At 40.5% G+C, this 18,752-nt stretch carries 19 protein-coding genes; 10 read left to right on the forward strand and 9 right to left on the reverse strand.

What is annotated here, in order from left to right:
* The first annotated feature begins 174 nt into the window (after nt 1–174).
* The 6 genes from epd to PTRA_RS03090 all read left to right on the forward strand — a co-directional run bounded on the left by epd (nt 175) and on the right by PTRA_RS03090 (nt 7,391).
* Complete coding sequence (gene epd / locus PTRA_RS03065; protein WP_058372638.1) at nt 175–1,206, forward strand: erythrose-4-phosphate dehydrogenase; 1,032 nt, start codon at nt 175–177, stop codon at nt 1,204–1,206.
* 43 nt (nt 1,207–1,249) lie between these two features.
* Entirely contained in the window at nt 1,250–2,425 is a 1,176-nt protein-coding gene (locus PTRA_RS03070; RefSeq protein WP_058372639.1) for a phosphoglycerate kinase, read from the forward strand.
* A gap of 207 nt (nt 2,426–2,632) precedes the next feature.
* Nucleotides 2,633–3,697 (forward strand): class II fructose-bisphosphate aldolase, encoded by a 1,065-nt coding sequence (gene fba, locus PTRA_RS03075; protein ID WP_058374510.1) that lies wholly within the window; start codon nt 2,633–2,635, stop codon nt 3,695–3,697.
* 559 nt (nt 3,698–4,256) lie between these two features.
* Nucleotides 4,257–4,946 (forward strand): phosphate regulon transcriptional regulator PhoB, encoded by a 690-nt coding sequence (gene phoB, locus PTRA_RS03080; RefSeq protein ID WP_011327296.1) that lies wholly within the window; start codon nt 4,257–4,259, stop codon nt 4,944–4,946.
* Nucleotides 4,947–5,000: 54 nt separating this feature from the next.
* Nucleotides 5,001–6,332: a phosphate regulon sensor histidine kinase PhoR gene (gene phoR / locus PTRA_RS03085; protein WP_058372640.1), complete on the forward strand. Its 1,332-nt coding sequence runs from the start codon at nt 5,001–5,003 to the stop codon at nt 6,330–6,332.
* A 90-nt stretch (nt 6,333–6,422) separates the two neighbouring features.
* The gene (locus tag PTRA_RS03090; protein ID WP_011327298.1) at nt 6,423–7,391 is read left to right on the forward strand and encodes a PstS family phosphate ABC transporter substrate-binding protein; all 969 of its coding nucleotides are present in this window, start codon (nt 6,423–6,425) and stop codon (nt 7,389–7,391) included.
* Between the two features lie 78 nt (nt 7,392–7,469).
* On the opposite strand, the gene PTRA_RS03095 is transcribed toward PTRA_RS03090, so the two are convergent.
* The 8 genes from PTRA_RS03095 to sfsA form a co-directional block, all read right to left on the reverse strand.
* Nucleotides 7,470–7,706, reverse strand: a complete 237-nt coding sequence (locus PTRA_RS03095) for a hypothetical protein (protein ID WP_058372641.1) — start codon at nt 7,704–7,706, stop codon at nt 7,470–7,472.
* Between the two features lie 30 nt (nt 7,707–7,736).
* On the reverse strand, nt 7,737–8,585 hold the full coding sequence (gene panC, locus PTRA_RS03100; RefSeq protein WP_058372642.1) for a pantoate--beta-alanine ligase: 849 nt from the start codon (nt 8,583–8,585) through the stop codon (nt 7,737–7,739).
* Nucleotides 8,585–9,379 carry a 3-methyl-2-oxobutanoate hydroxymethyltransferase gene (gene panB, locus PTRA_RS03105; protein WP_058372643.1) on the reverse strand — a complete coding sequence of 265 codons (795 nt, stop codon included), beginning with the start codon at nt 9,377–9,379 and terminating at the stop codon, nt 8,585–8,587. Before panB ends, panC begins: the two co-directional genes overlap by 1 nt.
* Nucleotides 9,380–9,409: 30 nt before the next feature.
* Nucleotides 9,410–9,895 carry a 2-amino-4-hydroxy-6-hydroxymethyldihydropteridine diphosphokinase gene (gene folK / locus PTRA_RS03110; protein WP_058372644.1) on the reverse strand — a complete coding sequence of 162 codons (486 nt, stop codon included), beginning with the start codon at nt 9,893–9,895 and terminating at the stop codon, nt 9,410–9,412.
* Between the two features lie 5 nt (nt 9,896–9,900).
* The gene (gene pcnB / locus PTRA_RS03115) at nt 9,901–11,322 is read right to left on the reverse strand and encodes a polynucleotide adenylyltransferase PcnB (protein ID WP_080516806.1); all 1,422 of its coding nucleotides are present in this window, start codon (nt 11,320–11,322) and stop codon (nt 9,901–9,903) included.
* A gap of 193 nt (nt 11,323–11,515) precedes the next feature.
* On the reverse strand, nt 11,516–12,412 hold the full coding sequence (gene gluQRS, locus PTRA_RS03120; protein ID WP_058372645.1) for a tRNA glutamyl-Q(34) synthetase GluQRS: 897 nt from the start codon (nt 12,410–12,412) through the stop codon (nt 11,516–11,518).
* 20 nt (nt 12,413–12,432) lie between these two features.
* Nucleotides 12,433–12,876, reverse strand: coding sequence for an RNA polymerase-binding protein DksA (gene dksA, locus PTRA_RS03125; protein ID WP_058372646.1), 444 nt, complete (start codon nt 12,874–12,876; stop codon nt 12,433–12,435).
* Between the two features lie 315 nt (nt 12,877–13,191).
* Nucleotides 13,192–13,908, reverse strand: coding sequence for a DNA/RNA nuclease SfsA (gene sfsA / locus PTRA_RS03130; RefSeq protein WP_058372647.1), 717 nt, complete (start codon nt 13,906–13,908; stop codon nt 13,192–13,194).
* A 104-nt stretch (nt 13,909–14,012) separates the two neighbouring features.
* Here sfsA and pepB point away from each other — a divergent pair, with 104 nt between their 5' ends.
* The 3 genes from pepB to PTRA_RS03145 all read left to right on the forward strand — a co-directional run bounded on the left by pepB (nt 14,013) and on the right by PTRA_RS03145 (nt 17,439).
* Nucleotides 14,013–15,308 carry an aminopeptidase PepB gene (gene pepB / locus PTRA_RS03135; RefSeq protein WP_058372648.1) on the forward strand — a complete coding sequence of 432 codons (1,296 nt, stop codon included), beginning with the start codon at nt 14,013–14,015 and terminating at the stop codon, nt 15,306–15,308.
* A 186-nt stretch (nt 15,309–15,494) separates the two neighbouring features.
* Nucleotides 15,495–16,061: a phosphoribosyltransferase gene (locus PTRA_RS03140; protein ID WP_011327308.1), complete on the forward strand. Its 567-nt coding sequence runs from the start codon at nt 15,495–15,497 to the stop codon at nt 16,059–16,061.
* Nucleotides 16,062–16,212: 151 nt separating this feature from the next.
* Nucleotides 16,213–17,439, forward strand: coding sequence for an RNA-guided endonuclease InsQ/TnpB family protein (locus PTRA_RS03145; protein WP_058372505.1), 1,227 nt, complete (start codon nt 16,213–16,215; stop codon nt 17,437–17,439).
* A 106-nt stretch (nt 17,440–17,545) separates the two neighbouring features.
* On the opposite strand, the gene PTRA_RS03150 is transcribed toward PTRA_RS03145, so the two are convergent.
* Nucleotides 17,546–18,202 carry a Crp/Fnr family transcriptional regulator gene (locus tag PTRA_RS03150; protein WP_058372649.1) on the reverse strand — a complete coding sequence of 219 codons (657 nt, stop codon included), beginning with the start codon at nt 18,200–18,202 and terminating at the stop codon, nt 17,546–17,548.
* Nucleotides 18,203–18,472: 270 nt separating this feature from the next.
* On the opposite strand from PTRA_RS03150, the gene PTRA_RS03155 reads away from it, so the two are divergent.
* The gene (locus tag PTRA_RS03155) at nt 18,473–18,709 is read left to right on the forward strand and encodes a YgjV family protein (protein ID WP_058372650.1); all 237 of its coding nucleotides are present in this window, start codon (nt 18,473–18,475) and stop codon (nt 18,707–18,709) included.
* Nucleotides 18,710–18,752 lie beyond the last annotated feature (43 nt).

Raw genomic sequence — 18,752 nt, forward strand, 5'->3', positions numbered from 1 at the left:
AAATATAGCCGAGCCTCTAGCAGCTTATAAGTTAGTATTTAATTTTTAACTTATCATTTATTTAAAGTTTCTAATCGCCCCCTCTTATAATAAAGCTCAAGGTCGATTACAATACCGCCATCTAAAAGGCACATTGCCTTTATCTGCACGCAAAAAGAGTGGATTTTATATTTCATGGCAATCAAACTTGCAATTAATGGTTTTGGTCGTATTGGTCGAAATATTGTCCGCGCGTTATACGAATCAGGTTTGAGCGACGAGATAAAAATTGTTGCGATTAACGAACTTGCTGACCCTGAAGCTATTGCTCACTTATTAAAATACGACACCTCTCATGGTCGTTTTTCTTTTCCTGTAAAGCTTGGTGAGGACACCATTAGCGTAGCAGGCGATGCTATTGCTCTTTTCTGTGAGCCAAATCCGGCGGAATTACCTTGGAAAACCTTAGGTGTAGACGTAGTACTTGAATGTACTGGGGTTTATCACTCGCGCGAACATGCACAGCTGCATTTAACCGCAGGCGCTAAAAAAGTGTTGTTTTCGCATCCGGCCGATAACGATGTTGATGCCACTATTGTTTATGGTATTAACGACGATGAGCTAAAACCAGAGCACACTATCGTCTCTAATGGTTCGTGTACTACTAACTGTGTAGTGCCGGTTATTAAAGTGTTAGATGATGCGTTTGGTATTGAATCGGGGGCTATTACCACAATACATGCCTCGATGAACGATCAGCCGGTAATTGATGCCTACCACCACGATTTACGCCGTACACGCGCAGCCAGCCAATCTATAATTCCAGTTGATACAAAACTAGCCCGCGGTATAGACCGCATTTTACCTAAATTTAAAGGCCGCTTTGAAGCCATTGCTGTACGCGTGCCTACTATTAACGTAACGGCTATGGATTTAAGTGTAACGGTTAATACCGATGTAGATTTAAATGCAGTAAATAGTGCGCTTAAAGCACAAGCTAAAGATCGCCTTGAAGGCATTTTAAGTTACACCGCAGAGCCGCTAGTATCGATTGATTTTAATCATGATCCACATTCTTGTATTATAGATGGTACCCAAACACGAGTTAGTCATAAACGACTGATAAAATTACTAGTTTGGTGCGATAACGAGTGGGGTTTTGCTAATCGAATGCTCGACACTGCGCGTGCAATGGTCGCGTTAGAAAAAATAACTAATATAAAATAACCGCCTTTTATTGGGTTTAGTATCGTTAACTAAGGAGATGTTCATGTCGGTCATAAAAATGGCAGATTTAGATTTAAACGGCAAGCGTGTATTAATTCGTGAAGATTTAAATGTACCCGTTAAAGCAGGTAAAGTGACGTCAGATGCGCGTATTCGTGCGGCGCTACCAACAATTAAATTAGCCCTTGAAAAAGGCGCAAAAGTAATGGTTATGTCACACCTTGGCCGCCCTACGGAAGGGGAATATGACGAAGAGTTTTCTCTTGCTCCTGTCGTTAATTACTTAAACGATGCCCTAGAGCAAACAGTACGTTTAGAAAAAGATTACCTAAACGGTGTTGAAATTGCTGATAACGAAGTGGTGGTATTTGAGAACGTACGCTTTAATAAAGGCGAAAAAAATAACGACGAAGCGCTATCTAAACAACTTGCTGCATTATGTGATGTTTACGTAATGGATGCATTTGGTACGGCGCACCGCGCACAAGCCTCTACCCATGGCGTAGGTTTATTTGCAGATGTTGCGTGTGCAGGTCCATTGTTATCGGCAGAGCTTGAAGCACTTGGCAAAGCACTTGATAACCCAGCTCGCCCATTAGTGGCCATAGTGGGTGGTTCTAAAGTGTCGACTAAATTAACTGTGCTTGATTCACTATCAAAAATTGTTGATCAGCTAGTAACCGGTGGCGGTATTGCTAATACCTTTATTGCGGCGGCGGGTTATCCTGTTGGTAAATCGCTTTACGAGGCTGATTTAATGGATGAAGCGAATCGCTTATGCGCAGCGGCTGTTGCTAACAATGGTGAAATTCCAGTACCGACTGACGTTGTTGTGGGGAATGAGTTTTCAGACTCAGCAGTAGCAACACTGAAAGATGTAAGTGAAGTTACCAGCGACGATATGATTTTTGATATTGGCCCAGATACAGCAAACAAGCTGGCAAAAATAATTGCTAATGCAGGTACTGTAGTATGGAATGGCCCTGTTGGTGTGTTTGAGTTTGACCAATTCGGTAACGGTACTCGTGCTATTGCCCAAGCTATTGCTAACTCAAATGCGTTTTCGATTGCTGGCGGTGGCGACACTTTAGCGGCAATTGATAAATACGGCATTAGCGATAAAATATCGTATATTTCTACTGGTGGTGGTGCGTTTTTAGAGTTTTTAGAAGGCAAAAAACTACCAGCAGTTGAAATGCTAGAATCGCGCGCTAAGTAATTTATTTTATTTAGGCGTAAGCGGATGGAGGTTACTTCATCCGCAACAATTAATTATTAAATACCTCTCACCTTAATTTAATAATTAATTTTACGCGTTAGTTACTGTTTATCAGTACTAATTCGTGGCGCAGTGATTGCGCCAAACTAACACATCCGTTCAAACTAGATGGCAGAGAACTGCTATCAAAAAATTGGAGAAAACCCAATGGCTTTAATCAGTATGCGACAACTTCTGGATCATGCCGCTGAGCATGGTTATGGCGTACCTGCTTTTAACGTTAACAATCAAGAGCAAATGCGCGCAATAATGGAAGCGGCTGACAAAACCAATAGCCCTGTAATTGTGCAAGGTTCTGCAGGCGCACGTGCTTATGCTGGTGCCCCATTTATTCGTCATATGATTTTAGCAGCGGTTGAAGAGTGGCCACATATTCCAGTGGTTATGCATCAAGATCACGGTACATCACCGGGTGTATGTCAGCGTTCAATTCAACTTGGATTTTCATCAGTAATGATGGACGGCTCATTATTGAGCGATGGTAAAACACCTTCAAGCTACGAATACAACGTAGAAGTAACCCGTAAAACTGTAGAAATGGCACATGCGTGTGGTGTTTCTGTTGAAGGCGAACTGGGTGTTTTAGGGTCGCTTGAAACAGGTGAAGCAGGCGAAGAAGATGGTATTGGCGCAGAGGGTAAATTAACCACTGAGCAAATGCTAACTAATCCAGAAGAAGCGGCTGACTTTGTAAATAAAACCCATGTTGATGCGCTGGCAATCGCTTGTGGTACATCGCACGGTGCGTATAAATTTACTCGTCCACCAACGGATGATATTTTAGCGATTGATCGTATTAAAGCAATTCATGCTCGTATTCCAAATACTCACTTAGTAATGCATGGCTCATCATCGGTTCCACAAGAATGGTTAGAAATAATTAATCAATACGGTGGCGAAATTCCAGAAACTTACGGTGTGCCAGTAGAGCAAATTATTGAAGGGATTAAGTTTGGCGTACGTAAAGTTAATATTGATACTGACTTACGTTTAGCGTCTACCGGTGCGGTGCGTCGCCACTTAGCGCTTAACCCGGCAAACTTCGATCCGCGTAAATTTTTAGCTGCAGCAACTCAAGCCATGACCGATATTTGTATTTCGCGTTATGAGTCGTTTGGTACAGCAGGCCAAGCTAGCAAAATTAAACCAATTTCATTAGATGAAATGCATCTTAAGTATTTAAGCGGCGAGTTAAACCCACGCATTAAATAATTGATCATTTTAGATTAGTTTACTAAGCCAGTTGCATTGCACTGGCTTTTTTTATGCCGTTTAGGGATCAATATCTTACTAACAGCAGGTGTTTAGGATCACTGAATTACTAACGTGATCAGTTTGAGATCATTACTTTACTAAGTAAACGGCTGTTTTAGCCCTTGTTGGCGCTTAAATTCATTATTAAATAAAAGAATAGTACAAACAATCATCAGCTTAGCCGTTTAACTAGGTATAATACTGATCCCAAAATGGATCTACTTAATAAAAATCTGATCTTTTAATTTAAGATCATCACAATGCTGATCATAATTGTATTGCTAGGTTAGCGCATGCTATTTAAGTGAGCAAAGTTGGCTGCTTTAATATGCAATGTTAGTAAAATAATGATCCTGCTATACGCTTTGCTTTATCGCTATAATTGCGTGTAAATATTTATTTTGTCACTATTTTGTATTTTTTTACTGTTATATTAACTTACGCGCTAGGTTTTCATAAAAGTGTCATACTTAGTCATAATAATGAAAACAAATTCGATAGCTAAGAGATAAATGGAATGTCACGTAAAGTATTAGTCGTTGATGACGAAGCACCGATCAGAGAAATGTTGGTTTTTGTTTTAGAACAAAATGGATTTCAGGCAATTGAAGCAGAAGATTACGACTCTGCTATTGCGGCAATGGTAGAGCCATACCCAGATATGGTATTACTCGATTGGATGTTACCTGGCGGTAGCGGAATCCAAATTGCTAAAAAGTTTAAACAAAATGAATACACGCGCGCTATTCCTATAATTATGCTCACCGCTCGTGGCGAAGAAGAAGACAAAGTTCGTGGCCTAGAAGTAGGTGCCGATGACTATGTTACTAAGCCATTTTCTCCAAAAGAACTCATGGCCCGTATTAAAGCGGTTATACGCCGTGTGTCGCCCACCTCATTAGAAGAAGCAATTGACGTACATGGCCTGCGCCTTGATCCTATTTCGCATCGTGTTACTTCAGGTGGCAGTGAGCTTGATATGGGGCCCACCGAATTTAGATTACTACACTTTTTTATGACCCACACCGAGCGCGTATATAGCCGCGAGCAATTACTTGATCAAGTTTGGGGTACTAACGTATATGTTGAAGACCGTACGGTTGATGTACATATTCGCCGCTTACGTAAAGCTATTTCACCCTTAGGGCATGACCGCTTAGTGCAAACGGTACGCGGAGCAGGTTATCGCTTTTCAAGTAAATTATAATGTGCTTGCAGCTTAACTAAGTACCAATGGATAGCGACTTTAAGGTAACAGTGTATGTATAGAGTTATTAATAAACGCACCTTAGTTAAACGGCTGTTTATCTATTTTATACCTTTGCTGCTAATAGGGCTGTTAGTAGGTGCCCCTTTTTTATTGTTATTTTTAGGCTCATTTTCGCTGCTTATTTGGCACTATTACCAACTTTATCGTTTAAGTGATTGGTTACTTAATCAACAAAGCTTTAACCCGCCCGAAGGAGAGGGCGCATGGGAGCAGGTATTCGAAGGTATTTACCAGCTGCAACATCGTAATCGTAAAAAGCGTAATGAACTATCGGCATTAATTCATCGCTTTCGTGATGGTGCCGAAGCCATTCCTGATGCGGTGATAGTGCTGCAAAATGATTTAAGCATTTATTGGTGCAATCAACTGGCATTAAAAGTATTAGGGTTGCAGTGGCCTACAGATCAAGGGCAGCGTCTGGATAACTTAATTCGTGAACCTAAATTTGCTAAGTATATGCACCGTGGCCATTTTACTGAGCCACTGGAGCTTGAAAGTGGTCATAACATAGAGAAAATACTTGAGTTTAGAGTTATGCCCTATGCCAGCACACAGTTAATGGTAGTAGTACGCGATGTAACTCGCTTAAAGCAACTAGAACAAATGCGCAAAGACTTTGTTGCCAATGTATCGCATGAACTACGAACCCCGCTCACAGTGGTTACAGGCTATCTTGAGATGATGGATAGCGACATGATGCCACCGCCCGCAATGTGGAATAAAGCCCAAAATACTATGCTTGAGCAATGCAAACGCATGGACAGTTTAGTTACTCAGCTGCTATCACTATCGCGTATAGAAGGTGCGCGTAAGCAAAATAGCGACAAAGCGGTTAATGTACCCTTACTACTTAACTATATTCAAACCGAAGCGCACTCAATTAATCAGCAAAAAAAGCATCAGCTTATTTTTAATATTGATACTACCTTAGATATTAGCGGATCAGCAGATGAACTGCGCAGTGCATTCTCTAATTTAGTTTTTAACGCCATTCACTACACTAAACCAGGCGGAAAAATAACAATATGTTGGCAGCGTAAAAACGATCGAGCTTATTTTAGCGTAACCGATAATGGTGATGGTATTGCGCCTGAGCATATAAATCGTTTAACGGAGCGCTTTTACCGGGTAGATAAAGCACGCAGTCGTACTACAGGTGGCTCAGGCCTTGGGCTCGCAATTACCAAGCACGTATTAACTCGCCACAATAGCCAATTAAATATTAGTAGTGTTTTGGGCCAAGGGTCGTGTTTTTCTTTTGATTTTTCAAGTAATAAAATAGTACCTATGAGCAACACAGTACAAACAAGTGGCAAGTCATAAAAGTGTCATTTAAGGGTAATATCACTGTCATCTACACAATTTACAGTGAACACAGTTAAAAAATGGGACGAACAAATTGGAGAACCCCACATGAAATTTAAAAACTTAGTTGCCGCAATGGGTGTGGCTGTTACAACGTTTGTATCTGCACAAGCAGTCGCTTTGGATAACGCACTACCTGAGTATCAAAAAATTAGTGGTGTTTCAGGGAATTTTTCATCGGTAGGTTCAGACACATTAGCGAACATGATGACATTTTGGGCTGAAGAATATAAACGTATTTATCCAAATATAAATATTCAAATACAAGCAGCAGGCTCATCAACTGCGCCACCGGCATTAACCGAAGGTACAGCAAATTTAGGGCCAATGAGCCGTAAAATGAAATCAAAAGAAGTTGAAGCATTCGAAAAGCGACATGGTTATAAACCCACAGAAGTACGGGTTGCCATTGATGCACTTGCGGTATTTGTACACAAAGATAACCCGATAGAAGGGCTACGTATTGATGAAATAGATGCTATTTTCTCATCTACCCGTAAGTGCGGTGCAACGCAGCAAGTTAACCGCTGGAGTGACGTAGGTTTAACTGGAGAATGGGCTGCTAAAGATATTCAATTGTATGGGCGTAACTCGGTATCTGGCACGTATGGCTACTTTAAAAAGAAAGCACTGTGTAAAGGCGACTTTCGCAATAACGTAAATGAGCAACCGGGTTCAGCATCTGTAGTACAGTCTATTTCATCTTCATTGAACGCGATTGGTTACTCAGGAATTGGTTATAAAACCTCAGGTGTGCGTACAGTACCACTGGCCAAAAAAGGCAGCCACTTTGTTGATGCAACGCTTGAAAATGTAGCACAAGGTAAGTATCCGCTGTCGCGCTTTTTATACCTTTACGTGAACAAGCACCCTAATAAACCATTAGCACCAATTGAAGCTGAATTTTTAAAAATGGTATTGTCGAAAGACGGCCAAAAAATTGTAGAAAAAGACGGTTATGTACCGCTTTCAGCCAAGTTAGCTGAAGTTGAGCTTAAAAAGTTAGGCTTAAATTAAGTCACTAAATTATACGCAATAAAAAACCGCTCATTGAGCGGTTTTTTTATACTTACTTTTTAGGCTAAAGCTTAATACTTATATGTTACCTAAGTTTTCGGCTTGTGCTTTACACTGATTATAGCTTTCAACACACTTAGCTGAGCATACTTGCTGCTTTAAACCTTCGCCAGTTGATTGTTGCTCACAACTACTTTCGCATTGATAGTTTTGTTGCGCACATTGATTTAACTCTGGGTTACCAGCGTTATTCTGACAACCTGCTAATAGCATAAATGCAAGGGCTACTGCGCTCATTTTTATTAAAGTATGCATGCTTATCCTTAAGTGAAAGTCGCGGTTATATTAAACTTCAACCTGAAGGTTATCGATTAATCTAACACTGCCTAAATAGGCCGCGGCTAAAATAACAAATTTGTTATCATCGAGTGTAGCAGCTTTTAACGTATCTCGTTGAGCTATCGAAAAATAGTCTGGCTTTAATCCTGCTTGCTGTAAACTTTGTTTGGCTGTTTCTTCCAGCGTAGCAAAGTCTGTATTGCCACTTTTAAGTTGCTCAGCGCAGTTATTTAGCACTTTAAACAATACGGTTGCACTGTCTTTTTGCTCATTCGATAAGTAACCATTACGCGAACTCATAGCAAGCCCAGAGACTTCACGCATAGTCGGTACACCAATAACTTCAACCGGAATCGATAAGTCGCGAGCCATGGTTTTAATTACTTGTAGCTGCTGAAAGTCTTTTTCGCCAAAACAAGCGTAATCTGGCTGCACTAAATTAAATAGCTTAGTAACAACTGTTGCCACACCTCTAAAGTGCCCTGGGCGTGAACCACCACAATAACCTAATGAAATATCCGGTACATCTACAAAGCTTTGTGCAGCTAAACCATTAGGATAAATGGTCTCTACACTTGGCGTAAATACAATATCAGTTTCAAGATCGGCTAAACCGCGCTTGTCTTCATCAAGGGTGCGAGGGTAGTTATCTAAGTCTTCATTAGCGCCAAATTGCATTGGGTTAACAAAAATGCTTACTACGACCTTATCGGCCATCATTTTTGCTTTTTCGACTAACGAAAAGTGGCCTAAGTGCAAGTTGCCCATAGTAGGTACTAAGGCAATGCTTAATCCGGCTTGGCGCCATGCTTTAATTTGGCTACGTAATGATTTAATTTCAGTAATTGACTGCATTATTTAAACTCGTGTTCGGCACTTGGAAAGGCACCGCTTTTTACATCGGTACAATACTTTTTAACGGCTTCAGGCATATTGCCTGTTTCGAGTAAAAAGTTTTTCGAAAATTTAGGAATAAACCCAGCAGAAATACCTACTAAGTCGTGCATTACTAATATTTGACCATCGGTAGTATTACCCGCGCCAATGCCAATAGTAGGAATAGTTAATGCGTCGGTAACGCGTTTTGCCAGTGCGCTTGGAATACATTCCAGTACTAATAATTGCGCGCCAGCCGCTTCAAGGGCTTTTGCATCGGCAATTATTTTTAGTGCTTGCTCTTCTGCACGCCCTTGTACTTTAAAACCACCAAACACATGTACCGACTGCGGCGTAAGGCCTAAATGGCCACACACAGGAATACCTTGTTGAGTTAGGGCTGCAATGCTCTCAAAAAGCCATTCTCCCCCTTCTAACTTAACCATGTTAGCACCAGCACGCATTAACTCAGCGGCATTTTTACAGGTGTCGTTGGGGCTCGAATAAGTCATAAACGGCATATCAGCAATTACAAACAACTCACGGCTACCCGCACGTACGCAACGAGTGTGATAGGCAATGTCTTGATTAGTTACGCCAAGTGTATCGTCGCCGCCTTGTAATACCATACCCAAAGAGTCGCCAACTAAAATAACTTCAACGCCGTTATCATGAAATAACTTAGCAAAACTGGCATCATAAGCTGTTAAAGCAGTAATTTTATTTTTTTCTGCTTTCATTTTATTTAAAGTTGAAACTGTTATTTTAGACATAATTTTCTCACCGGCATAAGCCTTAGTTAATTACTGTGGTAATTGTTGTAAATTGTTAAGCGGTAATTTATTTGCAATAGTGTGTAGTGCAATGCCGCTGGGTAAAATAAGTTTTGGCGCAAGTTCTAGCAGTGGATACACAACAAACTCACGTTCAGTTAAACCATAATGAGGCACTGTAAGGCGCTCGGTATTAATTGTTTGTGCGTCAAACAATAACATATCTATATCTAAAGTACGTGGGCCCCAACGCTCTGCTTTTCTAACACGGCCATGCTCAAGCTCAATTGCTTGGGTTAAATCAAGCAGCTTTTCAGGGCTAAGCGTGGTGTTTATGCAGGCAACGGCGTTAATATAGTCGGGTTGGTCTTGCGGGCCCATGGGTTTACTCGCATAGTAATGCGAAACACTTATAAATTCACAATCTGGCAGCTTTTTAAGCGCGGCAATAGCGTTATCAAGCTGCTTTTTTGGTGAGTTTAAATTGGCACCTAAACCTAAATAAACACAGTGCATAGAAGTTACTCTGTTGGCTTTTTAGGTGTACGGCGGCGAGCGCGTCTGCGTGGTTTTGGCCCCGCAGGCTGACCCAAGGTTCTTACCATTTCTTTTTGGCCATTAATATCCAGGCTCAAATATTGTGTCCACCACTGAGCAAGCTCGCTATGTTGTGTTTCGCCGGCCTCTACACGCATTAATAAAAAGTCGTATGCGGCTTTAAAGCGAGGCTGCTGCGTTAATCTGTATGCACGTTGGCCGGCACGTTTATCTAAACGATGCTGTATATGCCAAATATCGCGTGCACCTAAAGTAAAGCGTTTAGGAACAGCAATGTGCTGGGCGTTATCGCTAAGTACACTATTAATTGCTTGCGAAAATGCATCGTATTCAGAGAGCTGCTCTTCATTTTGTACTGTTTTGGTGCGCTCTAATAGCGGAAACCAAAGCAGTGCAGCAAATACATACGCAGGCGTTACTTTTTTATCTGCGTTAATACGATCGTCTGTATTTTTAAACATGTTTTCAATAAAAGTGGCTTCAAGCCCGCCAGGATTATTATCTAAAATACGGTTTAGCTCTGGAAACAGTGAGTTAAATAGGCCGTATTTGCGCAGCATTAAGTAGTTAGCTTGTGCTTTGCCGTTTAAAAACAGTTTGAGTATTTCTTCAAACAAACGCGCCGGTGGAATATTATCTAGCAAACTTGCTAAAGCAGTCATCGGTTTTTCGCTGTTTGGCGCAATTTTCATATCTAGCTTAGTGGCAAAGCGTACCGCACGTAGCATGCGCACCGGATCTTCACGGTAGCGCGTTTCTGGATCGCCAATCAGCTCAATTTGTTTAGCTTTTATTGCGGCTAAACCATTGGCGTAATCGTAAATACAAAAATCGTTAATTGAGTAATAAAGTGCATTGATTGAAAAGTCACGGCGTTCTGCGTCCTCTTCAATGCTGCCAAATACGTTGTCGCGTAGCAATTGTCCTTGCTCACTCGATTGGCTTATTTGGTTTTTATCTTCAGGCGCTTCGTGGTGCCCGCGCATGGTAGCTACTTCTATTATTTCACGACCAAATACAATGTGAGCTAAACGAAAGCGGCGGCCAATTAAGCGACAGTTTCTAAATAACTTTTTAACTTGTTCTGGCGTGGCATTTGTTACCACGTCAAAATCTTTTGGTTGTTGACCTAACAATACATCGCGAATACAACCACCAACTAGGTAGGCGTCAAAACCACCGTCTTTTAAACGGTATAAAACTTTGATTGCATTTGGGCTAAATTGTTTACGAGAAATACCATGTTCACCTCGTGAGATCACTAGCGGTTCGCTGCTTATTGCCGTGTTTTCGGCACTGGCATTTGGGCCGATTATTTGTCGACAAAATTGAAAAAGCTTGGAAATAATAGTCTGTCTCCTAGAAGGTGTTGATTGACTTGCCATTGCAATCAAAATTACAGCAAATGTAGGTGTTATAACCTATTACTGGCTGATTAATGTAAATAGCATATATTTAGGCGGCTATCATATACCAGCAAGGTTTAAAAATTAAGTTGCTGCACTGAAATTAAGCCATTTTTAGCGATTTTTATTTACTTAAAGGTCTAAATTATTGCGCGCGGGGAGTTGTGGGCTGCTAAATTTGAATTTCAGCAAGGTTTGGGACTTGGTTTAAGCTAAAGTTATTTACCCCCCATGCAAGCAGTTGCTCAATATTTAAGTCCATAAGCTGATTATGTACTGCTAGGCCTAAAAACGCGAACACATCGATAAGTGCCGGTTTAGGATTTTGCTTACAAATTGCTGGCGCATAATTTTGCTTTGAGAGCTTAAAGCCGGGCTTTGCAACCGCTAAGGGTAAATGAGCAAATTGGGGTACTGAGCTATTAAGTTGTTTAAACAAACTGATCTGTCGAACGGTAGGCTCAATTAGGTCAGCTCCTCTAACAATACGCGTGATCCCTTGGTCTATATCGTCAATTACCACCACAAGCTGGTAGGCAAATAAACCATCGCTGCGCTTTATTATGTAATCTTCAGCAGCAAAGGCGTTATTAACGTTTATGTCGCCTTGAATTAAATCGTTAAATTGGTTGGTGGCAAAGCTTTGGCTAAGGCGCAGGGCATTGTGGGTTATATCTTGGTGCAGGTTTTTACAATGACCTTGGTAAATTCCGCCAATAGCTTTAATTTGTTTGCGCGAGCAACTACAGGCATAAACAAGGTTTTTATTGTGTAAAGAGTTAACAACATCTTGGTATAAATCTAAACGTTGTGTTTGATAAACGACGTTTTCATCCCAGTGCAGAGAATAGGCTTGTAAGGTATTTAGAATATCGGTGTCGGCGCCTTTTACAACGCGAGTGGTGTCTATATCTTCGATGCGAACTAACCATTTTCCTTGGTTAGCTTTAGCATCAAGATAGCTACCTACAGCCGCTACTAATGAGCCAAAATGTAATGGCCCAGAAGGAGACGGTGCAAATCGACCGCAGTATTTACGCGTTGGCGTAATAACGGCTGTAGTAAACATAACTAATTAATATAAGTTAATTAGCCACGTCCAGATTGCTTTTCTTTAATTTCTGCAAGTGTTTTACAGTCTACGCATAAATCAGCAGTCGGGCGCGCTTCTAAGCGGCGAATACCAATTTCGATTCCGCAAGAATCACAAAAACCAAAATCATCTTCTTTAATTAAGTTGATTGTTTTTTCAATTTTTTTGATCAGTTTGCGTTCGCGGTCACGAGTACGCAGTTCTAAAGAGAACTCTTCTTCTTGCGCAGCACGGTCAACTGGATCAGGAAAGTTAGCAGCTTCATCTTGCATATACGATTTAGTACGATCAACTTCGTTGCGTAAATCGTTACGCCAAGTTTCTAAAATTGTTTTAAAATGAAGACGTTGTGCTTCATTCATATATTCTTCACCTGGTTTTTCTTGGTATGGTTCTAAACCGGCTTGAGCCAATAATCCTAATCTATTTTGGTTTGGCATAACTCTCTCCTAAATCCTTAATTTAATGCCTCAGCATTAGCCGGCGGTATAAATAACAGAATCTTATACCCTAGGCAAATTTATTTTTAATTAATCGAATTAGCTGTAACCACGTTTATTGATTTAAAAGTATGATAAGTAATATTTGTACTTTTTTTAATCGCACTATCGGTTTCTAAACTTGCCTATATATGTGGGCTAAAAGTTAAAAAACAAGCTGTTACTTAAAGTTTACTTTATTTATTCAGCCGAGTACTGCTGCTTTATATTTGTATTTACCAAAACCTAATTACAACACTTTGTATTAAATGATGATTATATAAAAGGGAGCTTTTCTTTTAAGATAATTTCGTTGGTAGAAATATCTGCTTTATATGCTAATACCTCAACGCCTTGGTTAATTGCCTCATTTAGTAACTGTGCGTATTTATTGTCTATATAAGCAGCTGCGCTTACCTGATTTATTCCTTGGTGCAGTACAGCAAAAAGCAATACTGCACGATGACCTTGCTCCACCATCTCTATTAATTCGCGAATATGCTTTTGCCCGCGCAGGGTTGGTGCATCGGGAAAGTAACCTTGGCCACTGCGGGGGTTATCTTGGCTTAGGAGCGTTACCGATTTTACTTCAACGTAGCAATGAGGGCGCCCATCGCTGGTTAGTAAAAAGTCGATACGGCTGTTTTCGTTACCATATTTAACTTCGCTTTGTAATTGCTGATAATTGCTAAGTTCACTAATAACATTGGCATTTATAGCTTCAGCAACCACTTTATTTGCCACTGCGGTATTAACGCAAATAAGTTGCGATAAGCTATTTTGGGTGAGCTCTAACGATTGCGGGTATTTGCGTTTGCTATTAGTACTGGTGGAGTAAAAAGCATTAAAACCGGGTTCGGCGCAGCCAGTCATTTTACCCGTATTGGCACAATGGGCGGTAAACTCTGAGCCATCACTGAGCTGTAAATCAGCTAAAAAGCGTTTATAGCGTTTTAATAAGGTGGCTGATTGCAGGGCCGGTTGGTACTTCATAATAACTTCCGTAGCGTAATTTATGTTATTTATCTCAAGCTGTTGGGAACTCAAGCGCTCTATAGTAAACTCGGTGGCACATTTAAGTGCAAGGATATTCTAACATGAGTGAAAAATTTGTTGTTCAACTAAGCGAGCAGTCAGCACCAAGCCATTGGGGCGAAAACGCGTCGTTATCTTTTAATGAACACGGGGCAACCGTTCATTTATCTGAGCAAGAAACATTAAAAAATGTTCAAAAAGCAGCGCGTACTATTGCTATTCAAGGCGTAAAAGCGGTTGAACTAGCTGGCGATACCTGGTGTACCGAAAGCCAGTGGGCGTTTTATCAAGGGTTTGTAACGCCTAAATCGTTAAATGGCGTTACCTTTGTTGATAACGCACAGTCAGATATTAAAGAGCTAGGTAACTTAAAAACTTCAGCTATTTGGGCTCGCGAAATGGTTAACGGTACTGCCGATGACATTTATCCAGAAAGCCTTGCTGAAAAAGCCGCTGAATTTATTCAATCGTTAGCGCCTGAGCATGTGAGCTATCAAATTATTAAAGGCGATGCATTATTAGAGCAACAGTGGATCGGTATTCATGCTGTTGGCCGTGGTAGTGTTCGCCCGCCAGTATTACTTGAACTTGATTATAACCCAACAGGCGACGCCAATGCGCCAGTAAGCGCTGCGCTTGTAGGTAAAGGTATAACCTTTGACTCAGGCGGTTACTCAATTAAGTCGAGCGAAGGTATGCTAGGCATGAAGTGCGATATGGGCGGTGCTGCTACAGTAACGGCTGGTTTAGCACTGGCTATTAACCGCGGTATTGAAAAACGTATTAAGCTGTTTTTATGCTGTGCAGAAAACTTAATTTCTGGCCATGCTTATAAATTAGGTGACATTTTAACGTATAAAAATGGTACTACAGTTGAAATTGTAAATACTGATGCTGAAGGGCGTTTAGTATTAGCTGATGGCTTAATGGCTGCAGGAGAGACTGGTGCGCCATTAATTATTGATGCTGCAACACTAACTGGCGCTGCGCTAGTTGCTGTTGGCCAAGAGTACAATGCTTTGTTTGCCCTTGATAAAGAGCTAGTACGTGAAGTTGAAGACTTTGCTTCTCAAGAAATGGAAGCAGCGTGGCCATTACCACTTGAAAAGTGGCATCAGCAAAACTGCCCATCGGCTTATGCCGATACAGCTAACAGCCGTGCGCAAAAAGGCGGTGGTTATGGTGGTGCATCAAATGCGGCTGGTTTCTTATCGCGCTTTGTAGCAAATGATGGCAAAGGCTGGGTGCATATTGACCTAGCAGCTGCATTTAATATGAGCAGCACTAACCAGTGGGCTGCTGGCGCTACCACACAAGGCATGCGTACTGTTGCTCGCACCTTGTTAGAAAAAGCGTAATATTTGCAGCGTTAGTTTATTAAAAAATTATAATGGGCACCGTTTGGTGCCTATTTTTTTGTGCTGCAAACAAGCATTTTGATTTAAATTACGGTAAAATCCCTCGCCTTAGATGTTTGAACGTTTCATTTACAGCTTTAATCTAAGCTGCGCTCAAATGTTGTACTCACCACTGGGATCCTAACTATGTCAGATAAGTGCTATATCACGGCTCAACAATTACTTGAAGATTCATTTCGCGTAGCAGCGCAAGTGTATAATGATGGCTTTCGTCCAGATTTCATTATTGGTATTTGGCGAGGTGGTGCACCCATAGGTATTGCAGTGCAGGAATTTTACGATTACAAAGGCATTGAAACCGACCACATTGCGGTACGTACATCGTCTTATTATGGCATTGGTAAGCAATCTAAAGAGATAAAAGTACATGGTTTACACTACATTGTAGAAAATGCTAATGCAGGTGACTCATTACTCATTGTTGATGATGTGTTTGACTCTGGCCGCAGTATTTTTGCATTAAAAGAAAAGCTTTCAGAGCTAATGCGTTTAAACTTACCGCGTGATATTCGCATTGCATGTCCTTACTACAAGCCTAAAAACTCTAAAGTAGACATGAAGCCAGATTACTATATTCATGAATCTGAAGAATGGTTAGTGTTTCCGCATGAGTTATCGGGTTTAACACCGGATGAAATTATTGCTGGCAAATCAGATCTAGCAAAAATACATGACATTTTGCTAGAAAAATAATCAACCTGCATAAATAAAAAAAGGCCATTAAGGCCTTTTTTTATCAACTTTTGCCGTAAAACACCGTTCCTTTAGGTCGGTGATATAAGGCAATAGTCGCGAAGCGACTAAGTGGGTTGTTCCTTTTTGATTGACTGTATATAATAACAGTATGATTATTCGCAAAGCTTATAAATTTCGTTTAAAAACAACACCCGATATTAACGCTAAAATGGCGCAATATGCGGGAAATTGTCGATTCTTGTGGAATAAAGCCTTAGCGATTAACTTATTTAAGTTACAGAATAAACAAAAAATTTGCTACTACCAAGAGTTGGATTTCTTTTCTAAACTTTGGAAAAAAAGCGAGGAGTATGGCTTTTTAACACTATCGCCCGCACAAACTATCCAACAAACATTAAAACAGCTTGAACGCGCCTTTAAAGACGCATTCGATAAAAACCAACCACTCAAACGGATGCCTACTTTTAAGAAAAAAGGAGAGGTGAATAGCTTTAGTTTTCCTCAAGGCTTTAAAATCGACAAGAATGGGAAACGTATTTTTTTACCTAAAATCGGTTGGGTTAATGTTAGAAAAAGCCAAGCTATTTTAGGAAAAGCTAAAAACGTCACTGTTTCACAAAAAGGAAAGCACTGGTTTGTTTCAATCCAAGTTGAACAAGAAGTAGCACCACCTAAGCACCCATCAAACGCCATGATTGGGGGAGATTTAGGCGTGAAACGCCTAATTACCCTTTCAGATGGCAGTTTTGTGGAGCCGATAGATACCAGTAAACAGACAATCAGGATCAAACGATTACAGAAGCAACTTGCTAGAAAAGTGAAATTTTCAAGTAACTGGAAAAAATTAAAAGCAAAGATCACAACATTTCATACGAAAGTTGCCAATATTCGTCATGACAAATTACATAAGATCTCAACACAGTTGAGCAAAAGCCACGCAATCATCGTGCTAGAAGATCTTAAAATTAGAAATATGACGAAAAACAGCAAAGGCAACAGTGAGCAGCATGGAAAAATGGTGAAACAAAAATCTGGCTTAAACCGCGTCATTCTCAATCAAGGATGGGGAATGTTTAAAGAAATGCTGAAATATAAGCAGGATTGGCTCGGCGGTCAGGTTATTTTTGTTGATCCGAAACATACCAGTCAAACGTGTCCGGCGTGTGGTCATCAATCAAAAGATAACCGATTAACGCAGTCTAAGTTTGAATGTGCGAAGTGCGGTTATCAAGATAATGCGGATCATGTTGGCGCATTAAATATTTTAGCGCGAGGTCATCGCGTTCTAGCCTGTGGAGAGATTGACATTAGTCAGCTTGTTGAAGCAGGAACTTGCCTTATGAGTGATCACAAGGCCCCGATGGTTTTAAACTAATCGGAATCCCCCTCCTTTCCTGAACTTGTTCAGGCGCTTGGCGAGGTGGTGGAGGATGTCAAGGATAAAACTTAACGTTTCAACCTATGTAACCTGATGTAATAAATTACAGTTGCGCAAAGCTATCTACATATTGGCTTAGGCGCGGTATATCTACTGCTAATAAACCTTGGGTACTTCTTTGTACTAAGCCTTTTTCTACGAGTTCTGTTACAACACGTCTGTAAGCGCGCTCAGTGGTTGCAAAACGTTCTGCTTCGGCATTTACCGTAGGGTACGCACGCAGCAGTGTAGGGTTGTTGTTCTCGGCTCTTAGTAGGCAGTCTTTAGCTATGTTATAGCTCAGTGGCAGCAATAATTTATCTAGGTTTATTTTTTGATTTTCTTGAAATTTAGCCGCTATAGTTTGCGCTGTGTATAAACTCAATTCAGGTTTTTCAAGTAATAACGCACGCCAATGCTTCAACTCAATTAAATTATAAGTTACATCGCTAAAACAAGTTACTGTATAAATGCAGGGGTTATTATTGAGCGCTTCTATTTCACCAATGAGGGTGTTATTGCAATCGAGTTGACCAAGCAGCAGGCGTCGTCCGTTACCTACATCGTAACTAAACGACACAGTTCCGCTGCGCACAAGTACCAACTTAGTTAAAGGTTGGTCTTGTTGTATTAATATTTCTTTTTTTGATTGCTGATAACTACTACCGGCAAAGGTAAGTAGCTGATTAACAAGATAACTGGAAAAATGGTATTGAAACATCAATCATACTCTTCGGACAATTGTCCTATTTATTGCACCTTAATGGCGATAGCATCAAAGCTCTAAGAAATTATGTTAACTTAATTAACATATCAGGTGCTACTAATATAATGGGCTGGCACTGTTGGATTAATTATTTAAGCAGTATAGCTGCTGATAACCAACAGAATTTTAAGCCATTTATAGGTTAACTTTTATTTAGCTGTTACGTTGCTGTACAGATTCAATGTACTAAAGTGCAATGCTAACCTAAAGCCTAGGAGAGAACAATTGAGTTGGGAATATTTAGGTTATATAGCATCCGCTTTACTGGTTGCATCGTTAACAATGACCGACGTGGTAAAGCTGCGTTGGTATAATTTATTTGGGTGTATCGCCTTTACTATTTATGGCTTAGCTATTGGTGCAGTACCCGTTGCGTTTACTAACGGCTTACTCGCGTTTGTAAACGCGTATCATATTATTAAATTATACCGTAATAAACAGCCAGAAACTAAAAAGGATTAGCCTAAGCTAATCCTTTTTAGGTTTACTCGTATTGAATATAGTT

It is taken from the genome of Pseudoalteromonas translucida KMM 520 (assembly GCF_001465295.1).
Taxonomy (GTDB): domain Bacteria; phylum Pseudomonadota; class Gammaproteobacteria; order Enterobacterales; family Alteromonadaceae; genus Pseudoalteromonas; species Pseudoalteromonas translucida.